Source organism: Streptomyces sp. TRM68367, from assembly GCF_014495685.1.
Taxonomy (GTDB): Bacteria; Actinomycetota; Actinomycetes; order Streptomycetales; family Streptomycetaceae; genus Streptomyces.
This window is the reverse complement of sequence record NZ_JACTVI010000019.1, coordinates 16,002-38,529: the sequence shown is the minus strand read 5'-3', so window position 1 is coordinate 38,529 and position 22,528 is coordinate 16,002. Positions and strand designations below refer to the sequence as shown.

Annotated in this window: 18 protein-coding genes and 3 pseudogenes; 13 read left to right on the top strand and 8 right to left on the bottom strand. The window is 73.1% G+C overall.

Going from position 1 to position 22,528, the window contains the following annotated elements:
• Positions 1-62 precede the first annotated feature (62 nt).
• Positions 63-953, bottom strand: coding sequence for a MurR/RpiR family transcriptional regulator (locus H8R17_RS15440; RefSeq protein WP_187823757.1), 891 nt, complete (start codon positions 951-953; stop codon positions 63-65).
• 173 nt (positions 954-1,126) lie between these two features.
• Here H8R17_RS15440 and H8R17_RS15435 point away from each other — a divergent pair, with 173 nt between their 5' ends.
• The 3 genes from H8R17_RS15435 to H8R17_RS15420 all read left to right on the top strand — a co-directional run bounded on the left by H8R17_RS15435 (position 1,127) and on the right by H8R17_RS15420 (position 6,115).
• On the top strand, positions 1,127-1,891 hold the full coding sequence (locus H8R17_RS15435) for a sugar isomerase domain-containing protein (RefSeq protein WP_187823756.1): 765 nt from the start codon (positions 1,127-1,129) through the stop codon (positions 1,889-1,891).
• 354 nt (positions 1,892-2,245) lie between these two features.
• Positions 2,246-5,599, top strand: coding sequence for a SpoIIE family protein phosphatase (locus H8R17_RS46720; protein ID WP_316959408.1), 3,354 nt, complete (start codon positions 2,246-2,248; stop codon positions 5,597-5,599).
• 120 nt (positions 5,600-5,719) lie between these two features.
• The gene (locus H8R17_RS15420) at positions 5,720-6,115 is read left to right on the top strand and encodes a Beta-galactosidase C-terminal domain (protein ID WP_187823812.1); all 396 of its coding nucleotides are present in this window, start codon (positions 5,720-5,722) and stop codon (positions 6,113-6,115) included.
• Here the strand turns inward: H8R17_RS15420 and H8R17_RS15415 are convergent.
• The gene (locus tag H8R17_RS15415) at positions 5,996-7,438 is read right to left on the bottom strand and encodes a hypothetical protein (protein ID WP_399476759.1); all 1,443 of its coding nucleotides are present in this window, start codon (positions 7,436-7,438) and stop codon (positions 5,996-5,998) included. The genes H8R17_RS15420 and H8R17_RS15415 overlap by 120 nt on opposite strands.
• Before the next feature lie 113 nt (positions 7,439-7,551).
• Between H8R17_RS15415 and H8R17_RS15410 the strand changes: the two genes are divergently transcribed.
• Together H8R17_RS15410 and H8R17_RS15405 are read left to right on the top strand one after the other, a co-directional pair.
• The gene (locus H8R17_RS15410; RefSeq protein WP_187823755.1) at positions 7,552-8,814 is read left to right on the top strand and encodes a molybdopterin-dependent oxidoreductase; all 1,263 of its coding nucleotides are present in this window, start codon (positions 7,552-7,554) and stop codon (positions 8,812-8,814) included.
• The gene (locus tag H8R17_RS15405) at positions 8,811-9,353 is read left to right on the top strand and encodes a hypothetical protein (protein WP_399476757.1); all 543 of its coding nucleotides are present in this window, start codon (positions 8,811-8,813) and stop codon (positions 9,351-9,353) included. The genes H8R17_RS15410 and H8R17_RS15405 overlap by 4 nt, the downstream gene beginning before the upstream one ends.
• 146 nt (positions 9,354-9,499) lie before the next feature.
• Here H8R17_RS15405 and H8R17_RS49215 read toward each other — a convergent pair.
• From H8R17_RS49215 to H8R17_RS15390, 3 genes and pseudogenes are all read right to left on the bottom strand, one after another.
• Positions 9,500-10,231, bottom strand: a pseudogene (locus tag H8R17_RS49215) (methyltransferase domain-containing protein); the annotation flags it as partial.
• The gene (locus H8R17_RS15395) at positions 10,228-10,848 is read right to left on the bottom strand and encodes a DUF2064 domain-containing protein (RefSeq protein ID WP_187823754.1); all 621 of its coding nucleotides are present in this window, start codon (positions 10,846-10,848) and stop codon (positions 10,228-10,230) included. The gene H8R17_RS15395 and the pseudogene H8R17_RS49215, both read right to left, overlap by 4 nt.
• 209 nt (positions 10,849-11,057) lie before the next feature.
• Positions 11,058-11,780, bottom strand: a pseudogene (locus H8R17_RS15390) (glycosyltransferase family 2 protein); the annotation flags it as partial.
• A gap of 103 nt (positions 11,781-11,883) precedes the next feature.
• On the opposite strand from H8R17_RS15390, the gene H8R17_RS15385 reads away from it, so the two are divergent.
• A complete protein-coding gene (locus H8R17_RS15385; protein WP_187823753.1) occupies positions 11,884-12,603 on the top strand; it encodes a response regulator transcription factor in 720 nt (239 codons plus the stop codon).
• A 5-nt stretch (positions 12,604-12,608) separates the two neighbouring features.
• Positions 12,609-13,721: a sensor histidine kinase KdpD gene (locus tag H8R17_RS15380; protein WP_187823752.1), complete on the top strand. Its 1,113-nt coding sequence runs from the start codon at positions 12,609-12,611 to the stop codon at positions 13,719-13,721.
• A 93-nt stretch (positions 13,722-13,814) separates the two neighbouring features.
• On the opposite strand, the gene H8R17_RS15375 is transcribed toward H8R17_RS15380, so the two are convergent.
• From H8R17_RS15375 to H8R17_RS15365, 3 genes and pseudogenes are all read right to left on the bottom strand, one after another.
• A complete protein-coding gene (locus H8R17_RS15375) occupies positions 13,815-14,816 on the bottom strand; it encodes an NAD(P)-dependent oxidoreductase (RefSeq protein WP_187823751.1) in 1,002 nt (333 codons plus the stop codon).
• A gap of 53 nt (positions 14,817-14,869) precedes the next feature.
• Positions 14,870-15,593: pseudogene (locus H8R17_RS15370) on the bottom strand (FAD:protein FMN transferase).
• A gap of 1 nt (position 15,594) precedes the next feature.
• A complete protein-coding gene (locus tag H8R17_RS15365) occupies positions 15,595-15,990 on the bottom strand; it encodes an FMN-binding protein (RefSeq protein ID WP_187823809.1) in 396 nt (131 codons plus the stop codon).
• Between the two features lie 196 nt (positions 15,991-16,186).
• Between H8R17_RS15365 and H8R17_RS15360 the strand changes: the two genes are divergently transcribed.
• From H8R17_RS15360 to H8R17_RS15335, 6 genes are all read left to right on the top strand, one after another.
• Positions 16,187-16,885: a response regulator transcription factor gene (locus tag H8R17_RS15360; RefSeq protein WP_316959407.1), complete on the top strand. Its 699-nt coding sequence runs from the start codon at positions 16,187-16,189 to the stop codon at positions 16,883-16,885.
• Between the two features lie 29 nt (positions 16,886-16,914).
• The gene (locus H8R17_RS15355) at positions 16,915-18,351 is read left to right on the top strand and encodes a HAMP domain-containing sensor histidine kinase (RefSeq protein ID WP_223125077.1); all 1,437 of its coding nucleotides are present in this window, start codon (positions 16,915-16,917) and stop codon (positions 18,349-18,351) included.
• 571 nt (positions 18,352-18,922) lie between these two features.
• Positions 18,923-20,050, top strand: coding sequence for an ABC transporter ATP-binding protein (locus H8R17_RS15350; protein ID WP_187823748.1), 1,128 nt, complete (start codon positions 18,923-18,925; stop codon positions 20,048-20,050).
• Positions 20,047-20,754, top strand: coding sequence for an ABC transporter permease (locus tag H8R17_RS15345; RefSeq protein WP_187823747.1), 708 nt, complete (start codon positions 20,047-20,049; stop codon positions 20,752-20,754). Before H8R17_RS15350 ends, H8R17_RS15345 begins: the two co-directional genes overlap by 4 nt.
• Positions 20,751-21,416, top strand: a complete 666-nt coding sequence (locus H8R17_RS15340; RefSeq protein ID WP_187823746.1) for an ABC transporter permease — start codon at positions 20,751-20,753, stop codon at positions 21,414-21,416. The genes H8R17_RS15345 and H8R17_RS15340 overlap by 4 nt, the downstream gene beginning before the upstream one ends.
• A gap of 109 nt (positions 21,417-21,525) precedes the next feature.
• Entirely contained in the window at positions 21,526-22,503 is a 978-nt protein-coding gene (locus tag H8R17_RS15335) for an ABC transporter substrate-binding protein (protein WP_316959406.1), read from the top strand.
• Positions 22,504-22,528 lie beyond the last annotated feature (25 nt).

Below are 22,528 nucleotides of genomic sequence, written 5' to 3'. Positions count from 1 at the left end.
TGAGATGATTCAAACAACCATGTCTTCGTTATGCGGGTGATTCAACCATCCCTGCCAGGGGCTTACCGTCCGCGGCGCGACCTCACCGCGTGCTGCGGGGTGATGTGGTCGGTGAGGGCCAGTGAGGCACTCGCGCGCTGGTAGGAGATCTGGGCTACCCGGACGTACAGGCAGTCGAGGAGTACCAGCACCGAGTGCCGGCCGCCGATGCTGCCGGTGCGGGCGGGGAAGATGGTCTCCGAGGAGGTGGAGATGAGCCGGATGTCGGCGGCCTTGGCGAGCGCCGAGCGCGGATCGGAGGTGATCGCCACCGTCGTGGCCCCGCGTTCCTCGGCGAGCTCGAACGGCTCGATGGTCTCGCGGGTGGCGCCCGAGTGCGAGATGCCGATGGCGACGTCCGCCGGGGTGAGCAGGGCCGCGGAGGTGGTCGCGCCGTGCACCTCGGTCCAGCCGCGCACCGCGCAGCCGATCCGGAACAGCCGGGTCTCGGTCTCCTGGGCCACCGCACCGCTGCCGCCGACGCCGTAGACGTCGATGCGCCGGGCGCGGGCCGTGGCCTGGGCCGCCCGCTCGATCGCGTCGAGGTCGATCCGGTCGATGGTCTGCTGCACCGCGCGCAGGTCGGCGCTGCCCACGACCTGGACGACCCGCTCGAGGTCGTCGTCCGGGGAGATGTCCGGGCCGATCTCGGCGCTGCCCCAGTCGGAGGCCTCGCCGCGGCCCCGCTCCTGGGCCAGCTCGATCAGCAGGTGCTGGTAGGAGTCGAGCCCGATCGCGCGGCAGAAACGGGTCACCGTCGCCTGGGAGGTACCGGTGCGGCGGCCCAGCTCGGCGGCCGAACAGTGGGTGACGGCGGCCGGATCCTCCAGGATCAGCTCGCCGACCTTCCGCAGCGAGCCGGCCAGCCGGGGGAGCTCGGTGCGGATCAGGGTGGTCACGTCGGTCGGAGGCATGGCAAGAAGGTACCAGCCACCCTTTACCGGCCGATGTGAATACCAGGACCGAAATTCGCCACGCCAGCGGCCCGTAGACCGCACGCGCATTGCTCGCGGCCGGCCCCCTATGATTTATTGATTCACCGACTGATGTATGTGAGGTGGTTCAATCCACCAGTGGGGAGTGTCCCGTGTCCGCAGAGTCCGTGAGCGCCGAGGGATTCGCGCGCGAGAGCCTGGCCGTCCTGCACCGCGTCACCGAGTCCGCCCGCGACGACGTGGCGCGCGCCGCCGAGCTGATCGCCGAATGCGTGCGCTCGGACGGTGTCGTCCAGGCCTTCGGCACCGGTCACTCCCAGGCCATCGTCCTGGAACTCGCGGGCCGCGCGGGCGGCTTCGTGCCCACCAACAGGCTCAGCATCGCCGACCTCGTACTGTACGGCGCCGCCGCCCCAAGCGCCCTGGACGACCCGCTGCTGGAGCGCGAGCCCGGGGTGGCGGCGCGGATCTACGACCTCGCCGCGCCCCGCCCCCAGGACCTCTTCGTCATCATCTCCAACTCCGGCGTCAACAACGTGATCGTCGAGATGGCCCAGCACGCCAAGGAACGCGGCCACCGCGTCCTGGCCATCACCTCCCTCACCCACACCCGCGCCGTCCCCGCCGGTCACCCCAGCGGGAAGAAACTGGCCGACATCGCCGACGTCGTCCTCGACAACGCCGCCCCGCGCGGCGACGCCCTCCTCGACCTGCCCGGCGGCGGCGCGGTGTGCGCCCTGTCCACGCTCACCGGCGTCATGCTCGTCCAGATGACCGTCGCCGAGGCCGCCGCCCGGCTGGTCGCCGCCGGTGAGCGCCCGCCGGTGTACGTCTCGGCCAACGTGCCCGGCGGCTTCGAGGGCAACCTGGAGCTGGAGAAGCGGTACGAGGGCCGGATCCGCCGCACCGCGAGCTGAGCGGTCACTCCACGGGTACGGGCGTCAGGCGGCGTGGAAGGCGCCGGTGGTGTCGGCGCCGGACAGGGCGAGACCGGTACTGCCGTCGCGCCGGCCGGATGCCACGACGTAGCCGCGGCTTCCACGACCCGGTCCGGGGCCGTGAACCGGGCGGGGCCCGTGTGCAGGTTCTTGGGTGCCGGCCACACCCGGGCAGCGCCGGTGCGGTGGCGGCCGTCGCCTTCGGGAAGGACCTCCGAGGTCCGATATTGTGATTCGCATCACATGAGGGCTACTGTGGGGATCACTTGGAGGGTCCGCCGGAGGGCGAGCCGAGTGGCGGCGCGCTACCGGGCCCGCCTCCAGGTGAGGGAAGTGATCCCGTTGTCCGTCGCCTGGGACGACATCGGCGGGCTCGTCGCTGCCCACGAACGTTTTCTGGCCGGGGCGCGCGTCGACGCCGACGTACGGGGTCCGGTGCTGGACTCCTGGAAGCGGTGCAGGCTGGTGGGTGTGGAGCCGCACCAGCTGCTGGTCCGCTACACCCCGGATCTCGCCCTGGACGACCGGTTCCTGCGCGCGGCCGACCCCGTGCTGAAGCAGCTGTCCGTCTCCCTCACCGGCGTCGGCATGACCATCGCGCTGTGCGATGCGCAGGGCCGTATGGTCCAGCGGCTCGGCGGCGGCCGGTCCCTGCGCGTCAGCCTCGACGACGTGAACTTCGCGCCCGGCTTCGACGCCTCCGAACGCGCCGTGGGCACCAACGGCGTCGGCACGGCGCTCGCCGAGCGCGGCCCCGTCTACGTCGCCGGGCGCGAGCACTTCGCCGACTGCCTGCAGCCCTTCGCCTGCGCCGGAGCGCCGGTCCGCGATCCGCTCAGCGGGCGCATCGAGGCCATCCTCGACCTGACCTGCCTGCGCGGCGACGGCGACCCGGCCATGGTGCGGCTGGTGCGCGAGGCCGCGCAGAGCATCGAGGCGCGGCTGCTGGAGCAGTCCACGCAGCGGGAGCGGGCGCTGCTGTCCGCGTACCGGCGGGCCGGCGGCGCGGGCATGGGCGGCTGGCCGCGCCAGCCCGCGCATCCGGCGGTCGGCGAGGGCAGCGGCCTCGGCCGGATCGACCTGGCCGTGCTGCGCGAGAAGGCCGAGGAACTCCTGGCCTCACCGCACCGCACCCTCGACGAGGTCGCGCTCCCCGGCGGCCGGGTCGCCACGCTGCTGCGCCGCCCGGTCATCGGCCCGGACGGCGAACTCGGCGTGGCGGTCGAGGCGCGGATCATGGGCGGCCCGCGGCTGCGGCACATGCGGTCTGCGGGGCCGGGAGCGGGAGCGGCGGTGCCGGAGGCGTCGGGTCTTTCGTCGGCCGGTTCGGCCGGGGGCGCGGCGAGGCGGGTGCCTGGTGGGGTCACGTCGAGGGCGGAGCCGGGTGGTTCCGTGGGCGGGCCCCTGCCGGGGTCCGTGGGTGGTTCGGTGCTGGGGTCTTCGCCGGGTTCCGCGGATGGGACCGTGCCGGACAGGACCGTGCAGGACGGGACCGCACCGGAGGGAACGGCACCGGAGGGAACGGCACTGGAGGGAACGGCACCGAACGGAACTGCCCCCACACAGCCGACCCCCCCGACCGCCACCGCGCCGATGGCCACGGCTGTCGTCGACGCGCCGCCTGCCACCGTCCCGCCCGCGCCCCCGCCGGCGCCGCCCGCCACCGCATCGCCGTCCGTGACGACCGCGCCGGGCTCGTCCGCCGACGCACCCCCCGCCGCCCTGCGCACCGTCGTACCGGCATCCCCGGAGAACGGACCGAAGACGCCGGAGTCCACGGAACCCCGGCCGTCGGAGCAGCAGCCGGAGCCCCCTGCCGCGGAGCCCGCGGCGCCCTCGGATCCGTCGCAGCGGCCGGTGTCCTCGGAGCCGTCCGAGCCTTCCTGGCCGTTCGGGCCGGACGCGTCCGTCTCCGAGCTGCCGGAGCCCGCGGCCCCCGGTGCCGACGGTGACGGCGAAGCCGCAGGCGAGGGGCTGTTGCTCGTCGGTGAGCCCGGAGTCGGGCGGCTCGCCGTCCTCGCGCGCCGGCGCCTGGAACTGCTGCACGACGCCGGCGTCCGCATCGGCACCAGCCTCGACGTGACGCGAACAGCCGAGGAGCTGGCCGAGGTCACCGTCCCCCGGTTCGCGGACTTCGCCGCCGTCGACCTGCCCGACACGGTGCTGCGGGGCGAGGAGCCGGGACCGCTCGGCGTGGACACCCCGATGCGCCGGGTCGCCCTGGGCGCCGTGCACGAGGAGTCGCAGCTGTACGGCGTCGGCGACCTGCTCCAGTACGTGCCGTCCACGCCGCAGGCACGCTGCCTGGAGACACGGCGGTCGGTGCTCGAACCCGTACTCGCCGAGGCCGGCGGCTGGCTCGCGCAGGACCCGCCCCGGCTGGAACGCGCACTCGCGGTCGGCATCCACTCCCTGATCACCGTGCCGCTGCGGGCGCGCGGCACCACCCTCGGCGTGGTCAGCTTCTACCGCTCCGAGAAGCCCACGCCGTTCGAGGACGACGACCTGTCCCTGGCCCAGGAGCTGGTCGGCCGCGCCGCGATCTGCATCGACAACGCCCGCCGCTACACGCGCGAGCACAACACCGCCCTCGCCCTCCAGCGCAGCCTGCTGCCCAGGGGCCGCCCCGAGCAGTCCGCCGTCGAGGTCGCCTACCGCTACCTGCCGGCGTCCGGCGGGGTCGGCGGTGACTGGTTCGACGTGATCCCGCTGTCCGGTGCCCGGGTGGCGCTGGTCGTCGGCGACGTCGTCGGCCACGGGCTGCACGCCGCCGCCACCATGGGCCGGCTGCGCACCGCCGTACACAACTTCTGCTCCCTGGACCTGCCCCCCGACGACCTCCTGACCCACCTCGACGACCTGGTCGGCCGCCTCGACCGGGGCGAGGGCTGGGCGGCGGAGAACAGCCCCGACTCCGGCATCGTCGGAGCCACGTGCCTCTACGCCGTCTACGATCCGGTGTCCCGGCGCTGCACCCTCACCCGCGCCGGGCACCCCAGCCCCGCGGTCGTCGCGCCCAACGGCACCGTGGAGTTCATCGACCTGCCCTCCGGGCCGCCACTCGGCCTCGGCGGCATGCCCTACGAGACCGCCGAGCTGGAGCTGGCCGAGGGCAGCCAACTCGTGCTGTACACCGACGGGCTGATCGAGGACCGGATGCGGGACATCGACACCGGCCTTGACGTGCTGCGCTCCGTGCTGGCCTGCCCCGACCGGGCGCCGGAGGAGACCTGCGAGGCGGTTCTGGACGCGTTGCTGCCGGCCCGCCCGTGCGACGACGTGGCCCTGCTGGTCGCCCGTACGCACGCGCTGGGCTCCGAGCACGTCGCCCAGTGGGAGCTGCCCAGCGACCCGGCGGTCGTCTCCCGCTCCCGCGCGGCCGTCACCGAACAGCTCGCCGCCTGGGGCATGGACGAACTGGCCTTCACCACCGAACTCGTCGCCAGCGAACTGGTCACCAACGCCATCCGCCACGCCCACGGCCCGGTCCAGCTCCGCCTGCTCCGCGACCGCGCCCTGATCTGCGAGGTCTCCGACGGCAGCAGCACCTCGCCCCGGCTGCGCCGCGCCCGCACCGAGGACGAGGGCGGCCGCGGACTGTTCCTGGTCGCCCAGCTCACCGAACGCTGGGGCACCCGTTACACCCCCTACGGCAAAGTCATCTGGGCGGAACAGCCCCTGCCCTGAGGTCCGTACGCGTTCGCAACTTTCTCGATGCCGTCCAGAGCGTAGACGCGGTCCCGACGTCCCGTCACTTGCGTGACTACGTGGTCATGGCGGTTAAGCTCGTGCGCGTGCCGTCGTTGACTGCGTAGCCGAGTCCCGCCGGAGGCCCGCGCCCTGCTGACCTGGGCCGCCCCGGCGGACACCTGGCGCCCCGCCCACCCCGGCGTCACCGCGACCTCGGCCGTCAACCGGGACGGCCACCGGGTCCGCTTCCTGCACAACTGGTCGTGGGGGCCGGTCACCGTGCCGGTGCCCGAGCCGCTGCGGGACGCGCTGTCGGGCGAGGCGTACGAGGAGGCGGTCCCGCTCGGGCCGCGGGACGTGAAGGTGCTGCGCTCTCAGCGGGCTTGTGGCGGTTCACCAGCCGGTCACCAGGAGGTGGTTGATCAGCAGGGCGAGCCCGGCCTGACCGGCCAGCCAGGCCCGCGGGCCGGTCAGGAAGGCGCAGGCCGGCAGCAGCCACACCACGAACGGTAGCCAGATCCGCTCCGTCTCCGCCTTGCTCATCCCGGACAGGTCGGCGATCAGGAGGGCGAGCAGCGCGCAGGCCACGAGCAGGACGAGGCGGGGCGCGGGGGCCGTGGGGCTGGAAAGGCCGGTGCCCTTGAGCCTCGGGAAGCCCGCGACCCGGGGCCTTGGGAGGCTCGCGCCGCACCTGCGCAGCCCCGCCACCGTCGCCGGGCCCGCGATCAGGACTGTGCACGCCAGGTTCGCCCACACCCAGTACTGGTACGGCCGGACGCCGCCCGCGCCCTGGTGGTAGCGGGTGACCAGCAGCCGGTACGCCTCCCACCAGTCGAAGCCGAGCGCCGTGAACACCGCCGGGACGACGGCGACCCCGGCCAGCAGGAAGGGCAGCGGCCGGGTGCGGTGGCCGCCCAGCAGGACGACGGCGGCGCCGATCACGGCGATCAGGGTCAGGCCGTACGACAGGTAGAAGGTCAGCCCGAACAGCAGCCCTGACGCGAGGCCCGTCCACGCCGGCCGGTGTCCCGTCACGGCGAGGGCGAGGAACGCCACCGCCCAGGCCGCGACCGCCGAGAAGTACCCGTCGGCCGACGTGCCCACCCACACCGCGGCCGGGGCCAGCACCAGGAAGGGCGCGGCGCGGCGGGCGAGCGCCTCGTCGGCCAGGGTCCGTACGGCGACCAGGGCCGCGACCGCCGCGGTCGTGCCGACGGTGATGCAGAAGACGCCGGCCCAGCCCCCGCCGCCCAGCCCGATCCGGTCCAGCAGCACGAACGTGACGGTGGCCGCCGGGGGGTGCCCGGCGACGTGCGCCCCCCAGTTGTCCGGGGATTCGAGCAGGATGTGCCCGGTGAAACCGCGCAGGGCGGCCGGGATGTCGTGGAAGCGGCCGATGGCCCGCAGATACTCGTGCGTGGTGGTCAACTGCTCGGCGATGCCGCGGTGCCAGCCGTCGATGAGGGCGAGTGAGAACGTCCAGGCCATGCCCGTCGCCCAGGCCGTGACCAGCAGTGGTCGCCAGGGCAGGCGGGCGGCGAGGGCGGGGCCGTACGCCACCACCGCGACCGCCACGGCGAGCGCGGCCGGGGTACCGGGGCCGACGTGTGGCTCCCAGCTGGCCAGCAGCGGCGGCCAGTCGACGCGGAGCGTGCCGTCACGGCGTTCGATCACCTGGCCGACGACGATGGCGGCCACCACGAGCAGGGCGGCGCAGGCGGCCGCGTACAGGTCGCGGCACCGGTCACGGCGGCACGGGGAGGCGGAGGAAGGGGAACGGACGGAGTCGGGATCGGGGCGGTCGCGGCACACGGCGCGGGGAAGGACTGGGTTCACGCTCGCACGCTAGGCCGCGGGAGGCCGCCGCGGGCCCCCGACGTGCGTGAATGTCAGCGTTTCGTCATGGTTGGCGGAGCCTCTTCGGGCAGCCGCGCGCCTACCGTCGAGGCATGGCACGGACTCCCTTCTCACCCGCCTTCTGGCGCAGCCCTCTGCGCGGACCCCGGTTCACGTCGGTGCTCGGCGTCGTCCTGCTCGGCGGGATCACGGTGCTGTTCGTCACCGGGCTCGTCTCGTACGCGGCCTACAACCCGGACCTGTCGCCGGTGAACGACAAGACCCCGGACAAGGGGATCCTCGGCTTCTACCTCTTCGCCTGGCCGACGAACCCGCAATGGCTGTACCGGCTCAACCAGGGCGTCCACGTCACCCTCGGCATCACGCTCGTCCCGGTCCTGCTCGCCAAGCTGTGGTCGGTGATCCCGAAGCTGTTCACCCTGCCCCCGGCCCGCTCCCTCGCCCACGCCCTGGAGCGGATCTCGCTGCTGCTCCTGGTCGGGGGCGCGCTGTTCGAGTTCGTGACCGGGGTGCTCAACGTCCAGCTGGACTACATCTTCCCCGGCTCGTTCTACCCCCTGCACTTCTACGGGGCGTGGGTGTTCTTCGCCGCTTTCGTGGCGCACGTGGCGCTGAAGATGCCGGTGGCGCTGCGGAACCTGCGGGCGATGCGGGCGGAGAAGGGCCGGGAGGAGGACGGCGTCGGTGCCACCGAGGAGAGGGACGAGCTGGTGTCGCCGCGCCCCGCCGAGCCGACCGTCTCGCGGCGCGGGGCCCTCGGTCTGGTGGGCGGCGGCTCGCTGCTGCTGTTCGCCACCTCGGCCGGGCGCAGCTTCGACGGACCGCTGCGGCAGACCGCCGTCCTCACCCCGCACGGCGGGCCCGAACCCGGCTCGGGGCCGGGCGGCTTCCAGATCAACAAGACGGCCGCGTACGTCGGCATCCGCCCGGCCGAGACCGGCGACGAGGCCTGGCGGCTGACCGTCGCCGGACGCACCGGAACCGTCCGGCTCAGCCGCGCCGACCTGCTCGAACTGCCGCTGCACAGCGCGGCGTTGCCCATCGCGTGCGTGGAGGGCTGGTCGACCTCCGACCAGTGGTGGCGGGGTGTACGGTTGCGCGATCTCGCGGCGCTCGTCGGGTACGACGAGCCGGCCGACGTGTTCGTGGAGTCGCTGCAACGCCGCGGCGCCTTCCGGCGGGCCGCCCTGCGGGACAACCAGGTCGCCGACCCGCGCTCGCTGCTCGCCCTGTTCGTCAACGGCGAGGAACTGACCCCCGACCACGGCCACCCGGCACGGATCATCGTGCCGGCCGCGCCCGGTGTGCTGTGCACCAAGTGGGTGGCCGGGCTGACCTTCGGAGACCTGCCATGAGCACCCCGGCCGTGAAGCGTACCCCGGCTGTGAAGCGTCCCCCGATCGGGCGGCGCGTCCGGAGCGCGATGGGCAGCCCGCCGCAACTGCTTCTGCTCGCCTGCTCGTTCGCCCTCGTCGGCTATGCCGGGGTGCGGCTGCTGGACGGGGACTGGTTCGGGGTGACGCTGTGGTTCGTCGGCGCCGCGCTCCTGCACGACCTGGTGCTGCTGCCGCTGTACGCGGCGGCGGACCGGGCCCTCGTGCGGGTCGCGGGCCGCCGCCGCGCGTGGGCGGCGTACGTCAGGGCGCCCGCCGCCCTGTCCGGGCTGCTCCTGCTGGTCTGGTTCCCGCTGATCAGCGGGCGCGTCGCGGACCGCTACGCCGGGTCCGCCGGCCTGTCCGCGGACGGCTTCCTGGCCCGCTGGCTGCTGCTGACGGCCGCGCTGTTCGGGGGCTCGGCGGTGCTGTTCGTACTGCGGGTCCCCCCGCTCGAGCGAATTCGAGAGTGGGGGAGGCTGCGCAGGGCGACGAAGGAGCGCCCGCCCGCCGACCACTGACCCTCGCCGCGCCAGCCCGCGCGGTCCGCGTGCCCCAGCAGGGCCGGTGTGCCGAGCCGCGCCCACGGGAAGGGGTGGCCGGCCGCGCCGCGCGCGTCGGTGACATGCACCAGCACCCGCTCGTCGACATCCACGTGGGGCACCGTCTCGGCGATCAACAGCCCTCCGGAGGTGAGGAGTTGGGTCATCCGGTCGAGCAGGGCGCGCGGGTCGCCGCCGATGCCGACGTTGCCGTCCATGAGCAGGGCGGTGTCCCAGCGGCCCTCGCCGGGCAGCCGCTCGAAGACGGAGCGGCGCAGGGCCTGCCCGCCGTACCGCTCGGTGCGCGCGACGGCCGCCGCGCTCACGTCGATGCCGAGGACACGGCGCCCCTGCGCGGCGAGCGCCGCCACGAGCCGCCCCGGCCCGCAGCCGACGTCCAGCACCGCGCCCTCGCACCGCCGCAGCACCTCCAGGTCCGCCGCGTCGGCGCCCGCACACCAGCGCTCCACGTCCAACGGCAGCAGCCACCCGTCGGAGCGCCGCAGGAACAGTGGACCCTGCCCGGTGCGCAGGGCGTCGGAGTAGGGGTCGGCGGACCAGGCGTGCGCCTCGGGGCCGGTGTCCGTGGGGTGCGGTGACCGGACGCCGGGGGCGACGGTGCCGCCTCGGGGCCGGGCGTGGGTACCGAGGTCGGCAGGGCTGCTCGGTGGTCGGGGGCCGGGGTTGACGGTGGAGTCCAGGGGCTGGGTGTCGGTGCCGGTGGCCGGGCGCGGGGTGTCGACGTCTGTGGAGAGGGAGCCGGTCGTCGGGCGCGGGCTGTCGAGGTCGGTGGGCAGGGAGTCGGTGGTCCGCCGGCGCACGATCCGTGCCGTCGCCTCCCGTACGCCGCCGCTCATCGGGTCGCCGCCGTCAGGGACGCCAGCCGTGCGGCGAACCGCCCGCCGGGCGCCGCGCCGGCGACCAGGCCGGCGTCGTACCCCGTGTCCACGTCCCGCAGCCGCGGCAGCTCCCGTACCCGCAGATGCGCGAGCCGAGCCCGCTGGGCGGCACCGGTGTGCGCCGTGGACATCGGGACCCCGCGCAGCAGGCCGGGGTCGGGCTCGGCCAGGCCCAGCGCCCAGAAGCCGCCGTCCTCGGCCGGGCCGAAGTACGCGTCGCAGTCCGCGAAGTCCACGGTGAGCAGCTCCGGCGTCACCTGCGGGGTGTCCATGCCGATGAGCAGAGCCGGCCCGTCGCAGCCCGCGAAGGCCGCCGCCAGCCGTTCGTCGAGCCCGCCCGCGCACTGCGGTACGACCTCGAAGCCGCGCGGCAGCCAGGGCCCGGGCTCGCCGTCCAGCACCAGCACCCGGCGCCGCCCGGGTGTCCGCGCCACCACGTCCAGGGTGTCCACGAGCGCGGCCTGCGCCAGCTGGGCCGCTTCCTGCGGTGTGAACGGCGGCGTCAGCCGGGTCTTCACCCGGCCAGGGCGGGGCTCCTTGGCGATCACGAGGAGAGTGGTCCCGGGTGTCGTCACCGGCGTGCTTCCTTCCGGGCGGGGGCGTCGAGCGGGGCGTCGAACGGGGCGTCAGCGGACTTCGCGGACGGGTCCGGTGGCTTCGGGGCCGTGCGGGAGGCGGTCGGTGATTTCGCGCCTGCGCCGGACGAGGCCGGTGTTTTTTTCGCGCCCCTGCCGGGCCCCGTCGGCGGCTTCCCAGCCGCGCCCGGCCCGGTCGGCGGTGCCGCGGCGCCGTGGCCGGGATCCGGTCTCGTCTCGGCCAGCACCCGGCTCATGTCCCGTACCGCATGCCACGTGCCGCGCCACGTGCCGGTGACCTTGGAGGCGCCGGTGCGGGGGCGGTACGGGACGTCGTGTTCGGTGACGCGCCAGCCGGCGTCGGCGGCGCGGACCACCATCTGGAGCGGGTAGCCGCTGCGGCGGTCGGTCAGGTCGAGGGAGAGCAGGCCGGCACGGCGGGCAGCGCGCAGGGGGCCGAGGTCGTGCAGGCGAAGGCCCGTACGGCGGCGCAGCATGCGGGCCAGCGCCAGGTTGCCCGCCCGGGCGTGCGGCGGCCACGCGCCCCGGCCCTGCGGGCGGCGCCGGCCCAGTACCAGGTCGGCCCGGCCGCCTTGGACCTCCCGGACGAACGGCACCAGTTCGCCGGGGTCCAGGGAGGCGTCGCAGTCGCAGAAGCACACGATGTCGGCCGTGGCGGCGGTCAGCCCCGCGTGGCAGGCGGCGCCGAAACCGCGCCGCTCCTCGTGCACGACGGTCGCGCCGAGGTCGCGGGCGATGCGGGCCGAGCCGTCCGTGGAGCCGTTGTCCACGACGAGCGCGCGCCAGCCGGGCGGGATGCGCTCCAGCACCCAGGGCAGCGCCTCGGCCTCGTCGAGACAGGGGAGTACGACGTCCACGGACGCCGCGTCCGGTTCACCATGGCTTGCGGAAGAGGTCGTCACAGCTTTCACCCTACGAACACGAAAAGGGCAAAACGGACTCCCGCTCCTTACGAAACAAGGACATCAGCCGCCGACGGGGGCGTACGCGCGCGCGTGATGCGAGGCTGGCGGCATGGAGCAGCAGCCGCACGCACAGGCCGGCACCCGGGTCCTCGTCGTCGACGACGACCCGACCGTCGCGGAGATCGTCACCGGATACCTCGACCGGGCCGGATACGTCGTGGACCGGGCCGGCGACGGCCCCGACGCCCTTGCCCGGGCCGCCGCCCACTGGCCGGACCTGGTCGTCCTGGACCTGATGCTGCCCGGCATGGACGGCCTGGAGGTGTGCCGCCGGATGCGCGGGCACGGACCCGTGCCGGTCATCATGCTGACCGCCCGCGGCGACGAGGACGACCGCATCCTCGGCCTGGAGGTCGGCGCCGACGACTACGTCACCAAACCCTTCAGCCCCCGCGAACTCGTCCTGCGCGTCGAGTCCGTGCTGCGCCGCGCCCGCCCCGCCCGCGCCCCGGCCGGCCTCCTGCACGCCGCCGGTCTCGCGGTCGACCCGGCGGCCCGTCGCGCCACCAAGAGCGGCTCCGAACTCGCCCTCACCATCCGCGAGTTCGACCTCCTTGCCTTCCTGCTGCGCAACCCCGGCCGCGCCTACAGCCGGGAGGAGCTGATGCGCGAGGTGTGGGGCTGGGACTTCGGTGACCTGTCGACCGTCACCGTCCACGTCCGCCGGCTGCGCGGCAAGGTCGAGGACGACCCGGCGCGGCCCCGGCTCATCCAGACCGTGTGGGGCGTCGGCTACCGCTTCGAACCCGCCGGCGCCGGAGAGGAGTGACGGCCGTGCGCGACACCCTGCTCATCGCCCTGTTCGCCTTGCTCGGCGCCACCGGGGCTGGCCTGCTCGGCGCGCTCGTGCTGCTGCTGATCCGGCGCCGGTCCCTCGTCGCCTCGCTCACCGTGGTCGCCGCCGTCGCCGTCACCGCGATGCTCGCGGGCACGCTGGCGGTCGCCCAGGCGATGTTCCTGTCCGCGCACGACCTGACGGTGGTGACGACGGTCGTCGCCATGGCCGCGGTCGTCTCCCTGGCCACCGCACTCCTGCTGGGCCGCTGGGTCGTGGCCCGCAGCCGTGCCCTCGCCCTCGCCGCCCGCTCCTTCGGCGACGGCGGTGCCTACTCCGCCCCCGCCGGGCCGTCCACCGCCGAACTCTCCGCGCTCAGCCGCGAGTTGGAGATGACCAGCAGCAAGCTCGCCGAGTCCCGCGACCGCGAACGCGCCCTGGAGTCCTCCCGGCGCGAACTCGTCGCCTGGATCTCGCACGACCTGCGCACCCCGCTGGCCGGACTGCGCGCCATGGCCGAGGCGCTGGAGGACGGCATGGCCGCCGACCCCGGCCGCTACCTCCGGCAGATCCGCACCGAGGTGGAACGCCTCAACGGCATGGTCGGCGACCTCTTCGAGCTGTCCCGCATCCACGCGGGCACCCTCACCCTGTCGCTGTCCCGGATGTCCCTGTACGACCTGATCGGCGACGCCCTCGCGGGCGCCTATCCGCTGGCCAGCGAGAACGGCGTACGGCTCGTCGGCGACCACGTCGAACCGGTGCCGGTCGAGGTGGACGGCAAGGAGATGAGCCGGGTCCTCGGCAACCTCCTGGTGAACGCGATCCGCCGTACCCCGGCCGACGGCACGGTCGCGGTGGCCGCCGAGCGCAGGCCCGAGGGCGTGGTCCTCTCCGTGACCGACAGCTGCGGCGGCATCCCCGATGAGGACCTGCCCCGCGTCTTCGACACCGGCTGGCGCGGTACCCACGCCCGCACCCCGCCCGCGGGCGCCGGCCTCGGCCTCGCCATCGTCCGTGGCATCGTCGAGGCCCACCGCGGGCACGCCACCGTCCGCAACGTCACGGGCGGCTGCCGCTTCGAGGTGATCCTGCCGCTGGCCGACATCTGAACCTGGTGCCACGCAGCGCACGGGGCCGGGTACGACAGGGACCACGCGGCTGTCACGAGGGCGCGGCGCCGCCCCGGAGCCGACGCGGCCCGCTCACTCCTCCCGCAACCCGGCCCCCGCGAACTCCCGCATCCCCTCCTCGAAGCCGACCTCCGGCTTCCAGCTCAGCTCGGTCCGCAGACGGGACGAGTCGGCGGTGATGTGGCGGACGTCGCCGAGGCGGTACTCGGCGGTGACGACCGGGTCCGGGCCGCCGTACGCGAAGGCGAGGACGCGGGCCATCTCGCCGACCGTGCGGGGGTCGCCGCTGCCGGTGTTGTACGCGGTCAGCCCACCCCGCGCCGCGTCCGCCTCCAGCGCCGCCACATTGGCCGCGGCCACGTCCCTGACGTGCACGAAGTCCCGCCGCTGGCGGCCGTCCTCGAACACGCGCGGGGCCTCGCCGCGGGCGAGCGCGGAGCGGAAGAAGGAGGCGACGCCGGCGTACGGGGTGTCGCGGGGCATGCGGGGGCCGTAGACGTTGTGGTAGCGCAGCGACACCGCAGAGCCGCCCGTCGACCTCGCCCAGGACGCGGCCAGGTGCTCCTGGGCCAGCTTGGTCGTCGCGTACACGTTGCGCGGATCCGCCGGCGCGTCCTCGCCGACCAGGCCGGGCGCCAGTTCCGCCCTGCAGTCCGGGCACGTCGGCTCGAAGCGGCCGGCGTTCAGGTCGGCCACGGCGCGCGGTCCCGGCCGGACGGTTCCGTGCCGGGCGCAGGTGTACCGGCCCTCGCCGTACACCACCATCGACCCGGCCAGCACCAGGTGCCGTACGCCCGCGTCGGTCATCGCGGCCAGCAGTACGGCCGTGCCCAGGTCGTTGTGGGAGACGTACTCCGCCGCATCGCCGAAGCCGGTGCCCAGGCCGACCATCGCCGCCTGGTGGCACACGGCGTGCACGCCGTCCAGGGCGCGGTGCACGGCGTCCGGGTTGCGTACGTCCGCGCCCGGGTCGGTGCGGACGTCATAGACCACGGGTTCGTGACCGTGCGCGGTGAGCGCCTCGACGACATGGGACCCGATGAAGCCGGCACCGCCGGTGACCAGTACGCGCATGTGTCCACGCTAGGGCGGTCGGCCGGGGTTCCGGTTGTACGGCGCCGGTCATGTCACTGGTCCGTAAGACCCACCGGCAACCCCGCCGTCCGGAACAACCGTCGGTCCTCCAGCACCGCGTACACCTCGCACCCCTCTGCGCCGCCGCCCACTCGACGCCCTCCGCGCCCAGTGCGAACGCCGCCGTGGCGATGGTGTCCGCGTCCGTCAGCAAAGGGGCCACGATCGTCATGCTCAGCAGTCCGGTCGGCGGGCGGCCGGTGCGGGCGTCGAGGATGTGGGCGCCGCGTTCGTAGCTCGCGGAGGTGGCGACCGCGGTGTCGGTGAGTTCCAGGACCGTGCAGAGGCGGTCGGCGTGTTCGGGGTGGCGGATGCCCGCGCGCCAGGGGCCGCCGGCGGTCACGACGTCGCCGCCGGCGTTGAGGCAGAAGCGGGTGGCGCCGGCCGCCGTCAGCAGGTCGGCCGCCTTCTGGATGAACCAGCCCTTCACGACCGCACAGGGGTCCAGGCACCGGCCGGGCAGTCGTACGTCGAAGGCGCCGCCGGTCGAGGCGCGGTAGTGGTCGTAGACGGCCAGGATCTCGCGCAAGTCCTCGCTGATGCCGGTGATCTCACCCCGGTCCAGGCGGACACCTCGCTGTCCGGTCTGAAGGGGCTGAAGCGGGCGTCGACCTCGTGCAGCCAGGCGAACAGGGCGTCCACGGCTTGGGCGTAGTCCCCGGTGTCGTCGATGCGGACGGACACCGGGAAGCCCATCACGTGCTCGACCCGGCGCATGTCAGGTGCCCTTCGCGTCGATGGCGGCCTGGAGGGACTCCTTGTAGCCGTCGCTGGTGATGGTGGCGCCGGAGACCGTGTCGATGTCGGCGCTCTGCGCCTGGAGGGTCTCCTCGATGAGCTTCGGGACGGCGGCCGTCGTCTGGGGGTGGTTCGGCTGCTGGAGCATCCGGACGGACGCGATCGTGTCGCCGTCGAAGGTGACCTCCACCCGCACGGGGCCCTTCTCGGTGTCGACGGTGGGGCCCGCCACCACCTTGGAGGAGCCGGAGGAGGAGACGGACGGGGTCGTCGGGGCGGGCTGCACGGCTGCTTCCGCCGACGGCGTGCCGCCCAGCGAGGGCTCGTAGCGGAAGACCGGGATCAGGCCCGCGACGCTCAGGACGAGGACGGGTATGGCTCGCTTCGCGGCCGGTGACGTAGACGGAGACGACGTTGTCGCTCTCGGGGACGACGGCCGTCACGCCTGGGACACCGAGCTTGTCCGCAGGGAGCTGTCGAAGACCTGTCGCCCATCTTTCAGGTTTTTATCGATCTACGACCAGGGGGGCGGGCGGCCATGCGCCGCGCGGCCGGTGCAGCACTATGAGGGCGTGGAAAAAGTACGACTTCTCGTCGTGGACGACGACCCGCCCATCGCCGACCTCATCGCGACGGTCGCCCGCTACGAGGGCTGGGAGGCGGTCACGGCGTACTCCGGTGACGAGGCGCTGCGCCGCGCCGCCGAGTTCCCCCCGGACATCGTCGTGCTCGACCTGATGCTGCCGGACATCGACGGCTTCGGCGTGCTGGACCGGCTGCGGCGGTCCGGGACGATGGTGCCGGTGGTGTTCCTCACCGCCCGGGACGGTGTCGCCGACCGGGTGGCGGGGCTGACCCGGGGCGGCGACGACTACCTGGTCAAGCCGTTCGCGGTGGAGGAGCTGATGGCCCGGCTGCGGACCGTGCTGCGGCGCAGCGCGGGGCCAGGGTTCCAGCGCTCGGTGCTGCGGGTGGCGGACCTGACGATGGACGAGGACACCCGCGAGGTGCGGCGCGGCGAGAAGCTGCTGTCGCTCACCCCGACCGAGTACGAGGTGCTGCGCTATCTGATGCGCAAGTCGCCGACCGTTCTGACCAAGGCGCAGATCCTGGACCACGTGTGGGAGTACGGCTTCGGGGGCCGCTCCAACGTCGTCGAGCTGGTCATCAGCCGGCTGCGCCGCAAGCTGGACGAGTCCGATGACGGCAGGGTGCCGCTGATCCACACCGTGCGCGGGTTCGGGTACGTGATCCGGCAGGCCGGAGAGTGATCCGGCACCTGAAGTCGTCGTACCGGCGGATGCGGCTGGGCACCCGGCTGGCGCTCGGGCTCGGGGTGCTGGCGCTGGTGGTGTTCGCGGTGGTCGGCACGGCCCTGACGACATACATGCGGGACTACCTGTCGAACCAGCTCGACGATCAGCTGAAGCTCGCCCAGCTCGCCCAGTCCAAGAGCATCGCGGACCACGGCACGCTCCAGGGGAAGAAGTACTACCGCTGGTACTACGCCGTGTACGACGTCAGGGGCGGCGACGCCGAGCTGCGCAGGCCCGAGGACCCCGGCGACCTGCCGAAGGACGTGGACGACTTCACCGCCCTGGCCCGGGCGCAGATCACGTCGCCCGACGAGCTGCTGCACACCGATCACCTCAAGGGCGCGGGCACTTACCGGCTGCGCGCCTGCGAAGTCGAACCGGGGGTGGTGCTGGTGAGCGCCGCGCCCATGGACGACATCGAGGAGACCGTCAGGCGGCTGATCACGATCCAGGCCGTCACGTTCGTGCTGGCGCTGGCGGCGCTGGTGTTCTTCGGCCGCAGGATGCTGCGGCGCGGGCTGCAGCCGCTGAGCGACATGGCGTACACGGCGAACGGCATCGCCTCGCACGACCTGACCGAGTCGGCGTCCCGGCTGCCGCTGCGCGCCGACGGCCGGGACGGCGGGCAGGAGGTCGAGGAACTCCGTACGGCCTTCAACACCATGCTGGAGCACATCGACGACTCGCTCGCCGTGCGCGCGGAGGCGGAACAGCGGCTGCGCCGGTTCGTCGCGGATGCCTCGCACGAACTGCGCACGCCGCTGATGTCCGTACGGGGCTACGCGGACCTCTTCCAGTACGCCGCCGCCAACGCGCCCGAGGAGCGGGACAAGCACCTGGCGCGGCTGCGCGCCGAGGCCGCCCGGATGGGGGTGCTCCTGGACGACCTGCTGCTGCTCGCCCGCCTGGACGCGGCCGAGGTGGAGGCGCCGCTGCGGGCGAGCGAGGCGGACCTGGTGGAGCTGGTCGAGCAGGCGGCGGACGCCTTCCGGGTCAGCCACCCGGACCACCCGCTGACGGTGGCGCCCGGCCCCGGGTTCCTGAAGCTTTGCCTGGACCCGCAGCGCATCCGTCAGGTCCTGGACAACCTGCTCACCAACGCGGCCGTGCACACCCCGGCCGGCACGAAGGTCTCCGTGGCGGTGTCCGTCGCGCACGGCACGGCCCGGGTGCAGGTCGCGGACGCGGGCCCCGGCATCCCGCCCGGCGACCGCGAGCGGGTCTTCGACCGCTTCTACCGCGTCGACAAGGCCCGCAGCCGCGACCGGGGCGGCAGCGGGCTGGGCCTGGCGGTCGCACGGTCACTGATCCGGGCCCACAGCGGCGAGATCGAGCTGAGCAGCGGGCCGGGGGCGACGGAGTTCACGGTCACGATTCCGCTGGCGGTGGACCGGGCGCGGGAGGCTGCTGCGGGCCGGTAGGCAGGGCCGAGGGAGTCACGGGTCTTTCCGGGTCTTCTCGAGTCCAGTTTCTTGGCCGACCCGAGTCGGGTGATGGGTGGGCAATGCCCCCAACCGCGAGAGTCAGGCTCGCGGTTGGGGGCATTGCCCGTCCCGGTCCCCCACCGGGACGGGGGCCGCCATAAGTTGTGACCTGTCTGGTACGTCGTCACAAACATTCATGATCGCGGGGGTCGTCGGCTACGTCGAACTGCGATGCGACGGCCCCTTGATCCGGTCCCTCCAGCGTGAGGCGGGCCGCCGGGCGAGGTGACAGCGGAGCTGTTCCTTTTCCCAGCGGCCTCCTCCCGAACCCGCCGACAGCATTCGCCTCAGGGAGTTGACCCTGCTGGCGTCGGTCTCCCACCGGGGCCGGGAGATCACGGCCCCCCTCCTACGCGCACTGCTCGCCCTACTGGCGACAGACCTCCGCACGGGCTGGACGCCGCTTCTTGACGGCAAACGTTGCCTGTCGGGGCACTAGACTCGACCGGCAACAGCCCGTACGACCCCTGGCCAGAAGCTTCCGCCAACCCGAAGGGTGCTCGGCGTCTTGATACGGATGGATTCAGTCACCAAGCGGTACCCGGACGGCACGGTGGCGGTCGACCGGCTGTCCCTGGAGATACCCGACCACTCGATCACCGTGCTCGTCGGCCCCTCCGGCTGCGGCAAGACCACCACCCTGCGCATGATCAACAGAATGGTCGAGCCGAGCGAGGGTGCCATCCTGCTCGACGGCGTGGACATCCAGCAGCAGCCCGTCAACACCCTGCGCCGGTCCATGGGGTACGTCATCCAGAACGCCGGCCTCTTCCAGCACCGCACGATCGTCGACAACATCGCCACCGTGCCCCGCATGCTCGGCTGGGGCAAGCAGCGCGCCCGCGCCCGGGCGGCGGAGCTGATGGAGCGCGTGGGGCTCGACGCCGCCCTCGCCAAGCGGTACCCCTACCAGCTGTCCGGCGGCCAGCAGCAGCGCGTCGGCGTGGCCCGGGCGCTGGCCGCGGACCCGCCGGTGCTGCTCATGGACGAGCCGTTCTCGGCCGTCGACCCGGTGGTACGCAAAGGCCTGCAGGACGAACTGCTGCGGATCCAGGCCGAATTGGGCAAGACCATCGTCTTCGTCACGCACGACATCGACGAGGCGATCAAGCTGGGCACGATGGTCGCCGTGATGCGCGAGGGCGGTCACCTCGCCCAGTACGCACCGCCCGCCGAGCTGCTGTCCGGCCCCGCGGACTCCTTCGTCGAGGACTTCCTCGGCGCGGACCGCGGCATCCGGCGGCTGTCCTTCTTCCCGTCCACCGAGCTGGAGCTGACCATGGCCCCGGTGATGGCGGCCGACGCCACCGCGGAGCAGATCGCCGCGCCCGACGCTCCGTACCTGCTGGTGACCGACGCGGACGGCAGGCCGCTCGGCTGGGCCGAGCCGCAGGACCTGACCGCCGGGGACAGCGACCCGGACGGGCTGCTGTCGTACGGGCGGCCCTTCGTCCCCGGCACCGACTCGCTGCGCGACGCCCTCGACGGCGCCGTGCTCTCGCCCACCGGCTGGGCCGTCGCCGTGGACGCGTCCGGCACGGTCACCGGCGTCGTCTCGCAGCAGACCATCGGCGAGGCGATCCGCGCCGCCCACGCCCGGGGGCACGAGGAAGAAGACCAGAAGGTCGCGACATGAACGGCTTCTTCGACATCCCCAGCGACCTCCAGAACACCTACTTCGGGCTGATCGGGCTCCACCTGAGGGAGGCCCTGCTGCCCGTCCTCGCGGGGCTGGTGCTCGCACTGCCGCTGGCCCAGCTGTGCGTACGGTTCCGCTGGCTGTACCCGCCCGTGCTCGGGGTGACGACCGTGCTGTACGCCATCCCGTCGCTGGCGTTCTTCGTCGTCCTGATCGACTACACCGGCCAGACCGAGCTGACCGTGATGATCCCGCTGGCCGTATACAGCCTGGTGGTGCTGGTCCCGGCGATCGTCGACGGGGTCCGCTCGGTGCCGCCGGAGACGCTGGCCGCGGCCACCGCCATGGGCCTCGGGCCCGTACGGCGCTACGTCCAGGTGCAGCTGCCGATCGCGGTGCCCGCCATCATCGCCGGGCTCAGGGTGGCGACCGTGTCGAGCATTTCCCTTGTCAGCGTCGGCGCGCTGATCGGCAACCAGGGCGCCCTCGGCAACCTGCTCACGGACGCGCTGATCTACCATCGGCCCGTACTGGCCTGGAACTCCGTGATCACCACGGCGGTCCTGGCGATCCTGTGCGACGCGCTGCTGGTCCTCGTCCGCGTCCTGCTGACCCCGTGGGTGCCGCGCCGCACCCGCCGCGCGCCGAAGGCCGAGCAGCCCGACGCGGCCGCTCTCGCCCTGGAGGACACGGCCCGGTGAACTTACTGCACTTCATCAACGCGTTCTTCAGCGACAGCGCGCACTGGCGGGGCTACGACGGGATCCCGCAGCGCCTGTTCGAGCACGTCCAGTACTCGCTGCTGGCCCTCGCCGTCGCCGCCGCCATCGGGCTGCCGGTCGGCCTGCTGACCGGGCACACCGGGCGCGGCGGCAACGCGCTCGCGTTCATCGCCACGGCGGCCCGCGCGCTGCCCAGCTTCGGCCTGCTGGTGCTGATGTTCGTGCTGTTCGACCTGGGCCTGCTGCCGGTGATGATCCCGCTCGTGGTGCTCGCGATCCCGCCGATCCTGGTGACCACGTACGAGGCGGTGCGCTCCGTCGACCCCTCGCCGGTGGACGCCGCCCGCGGCATGGGCATGCGCGAGTCGCGCATCCTCTTCCAGGTCGAACTGCCCGTCGCCCTGCCGCTGATCCTGAGCGGCCTGCGCTCGGCGGCGATCCAGATCGTGTCGACGGCCACCATCGCCGCGTACGTCAGCCTCGGCGGCCTCGGCCGGTACATCGTGGACGGCCTCTACCAGCGCAACTACGAGAAGGTGGTGGGCGGCGCCACGCTGGTCGCCGTGATGGCGCTGGTCACGCTCGCGGCGTTCTGGGCGGTGGGGCGGCTCACGGTGTCGCCGGGAGTACGCAGGCGGTGAGCCCGGTGGCTGACGGTCCGTCACGCAACCGCAAGCGGTCCGACTTCGACGCCAATTGGTGACCAGGTCGCACTTGACTGATCGAGAAGTGGCTGGCTTGGATCGGTGGGTGACTACTTCCGTGAAGAGCAGCAGCCGTACCAGGACGAGCCGGACGAAGACGAGGCGTACGGCCGTGTCCGCCGTCGCGTTCGCCGCGATGGCGGCGCTGCTCGCGGGCTGCGGCTCCGGCGGCGACACGTCCGACCCGCTCGCGGAGGGCGGCGGGGACGGTGACACCGTCGTCGTCGGCTCGAACAACTTCGCCGAGAGCATCCTGCTCGCCGACATCTACGGCGAGGCTCTCAAGGCCAAGGACATCAAGGTCACCTACAAGCCCAACATCGGCAGCCGCGAGACGACGTACGGCCTGATGAAGAACGGCTCGGTCACCGTGCTTCCCGAGTACAACGGGTCGCTGCTGGCCTACCTGGACGCCAAGGGCACGCCGCCGAAGACGGTGGCGGAGACGACCACCGCCATCGAGGCGAAGCTCGATCCCAAGCTGACGCTGCTCGAACCGTCGTCCGCACAGAACAAGGACTCGGTCACCGTCAACGCCGAGACCGCGAAGAAGTACGGCCTCACCGCCCAGTCCAGCATCGCCGACCTCAAGGACGCCGCCCCGGACCTGGTCTTCGGCGGCTCTCCGGAGTTCCAGACCCGGCAGCAGGGCCTGGTGGGCCTGAAGTCGCTGTACGGGCTGGAGTTCAAGTCGTTCAAGGCTCTCGACGCGGGCGGCCCGCTGACCCAGACGGCGCTGAAGAAGAACACCGTGCAGGCCGCGGACGTCTTCACCACGGATCCGACCATCGCCCAGGAGAAGTTCGTCGTCCTCAAGGACACCAAGAACCTGTTCGGCTTCCAGAACGTCCAGCCCCTGGTCCACAAGGACGGGCTGCCCCAGAAGGGCGTCGACGCGCTCAACGCCGTCTCCGCCAAGCTGGACACGAAGACGCTGCTCGACCTGGACGCCCAGGTGCAGCTGGAGAAGAAGGACCCGCTGGACGTGGCCAGGACGTGGCTGAAGTCGGCGGGCCTGGGCTGAAACCGGCGGTCCTGACCGCGGCCGA

Bases quoted from the DNA above. Each gene is read 5' to 3' on its own strand.
- H8R17_RS15440 (WP_187823757.1), bottom strand. From the start codon at position 953: ATGCCTCCGACCGACGTGACCACCCTGATCCGCACCGAGCTCCCCCGG.
- H8R17_RS15410 (WP_187823755.1), top strand. From the start codon at position 7,552: ATGGCACGGACTCCCTTCTCACCCGCCTTCTGGCGCAGCCCTCTGCGC.
- H8R17_RS15405 (WP_399476757.1), top strand. From the start codon at position 8,811: ATGAGCACCCCGGCCGTGAAGCGTACCCCGGCTGTGAAGCGTCCCCCG.
- H8R17_RS15385 (WP_187823753.1), top strand. From the start codon at position 11,884: ATGGAGCAGCAGCCGCACGCACAGGCCGGCACCCGGGTCCTCGTCGTC.
- H8R17_RS15375 (WP_187823751.1), bottom strand. From the start codon at position 14,816: ATGCGCGTACTGGTCACCGGCGGTGCCGGCTTCATCGGGTCCCATGTC.
- H8R17_RS15355 (WP_223125077.1), top strand. From the start codon at position 16,915: ATGCGGCTGGGCACCCGGCTGGCGCTCGGGCTCGGGGTGCTGGCGCTG.
- H8R17_RS15345 (WP_187823747.1), top strand. From the start codon at position 20,047: ATGAACGGCTTCTTCGACATCCCCAGCGACCTCCAGAACACCTACTTC.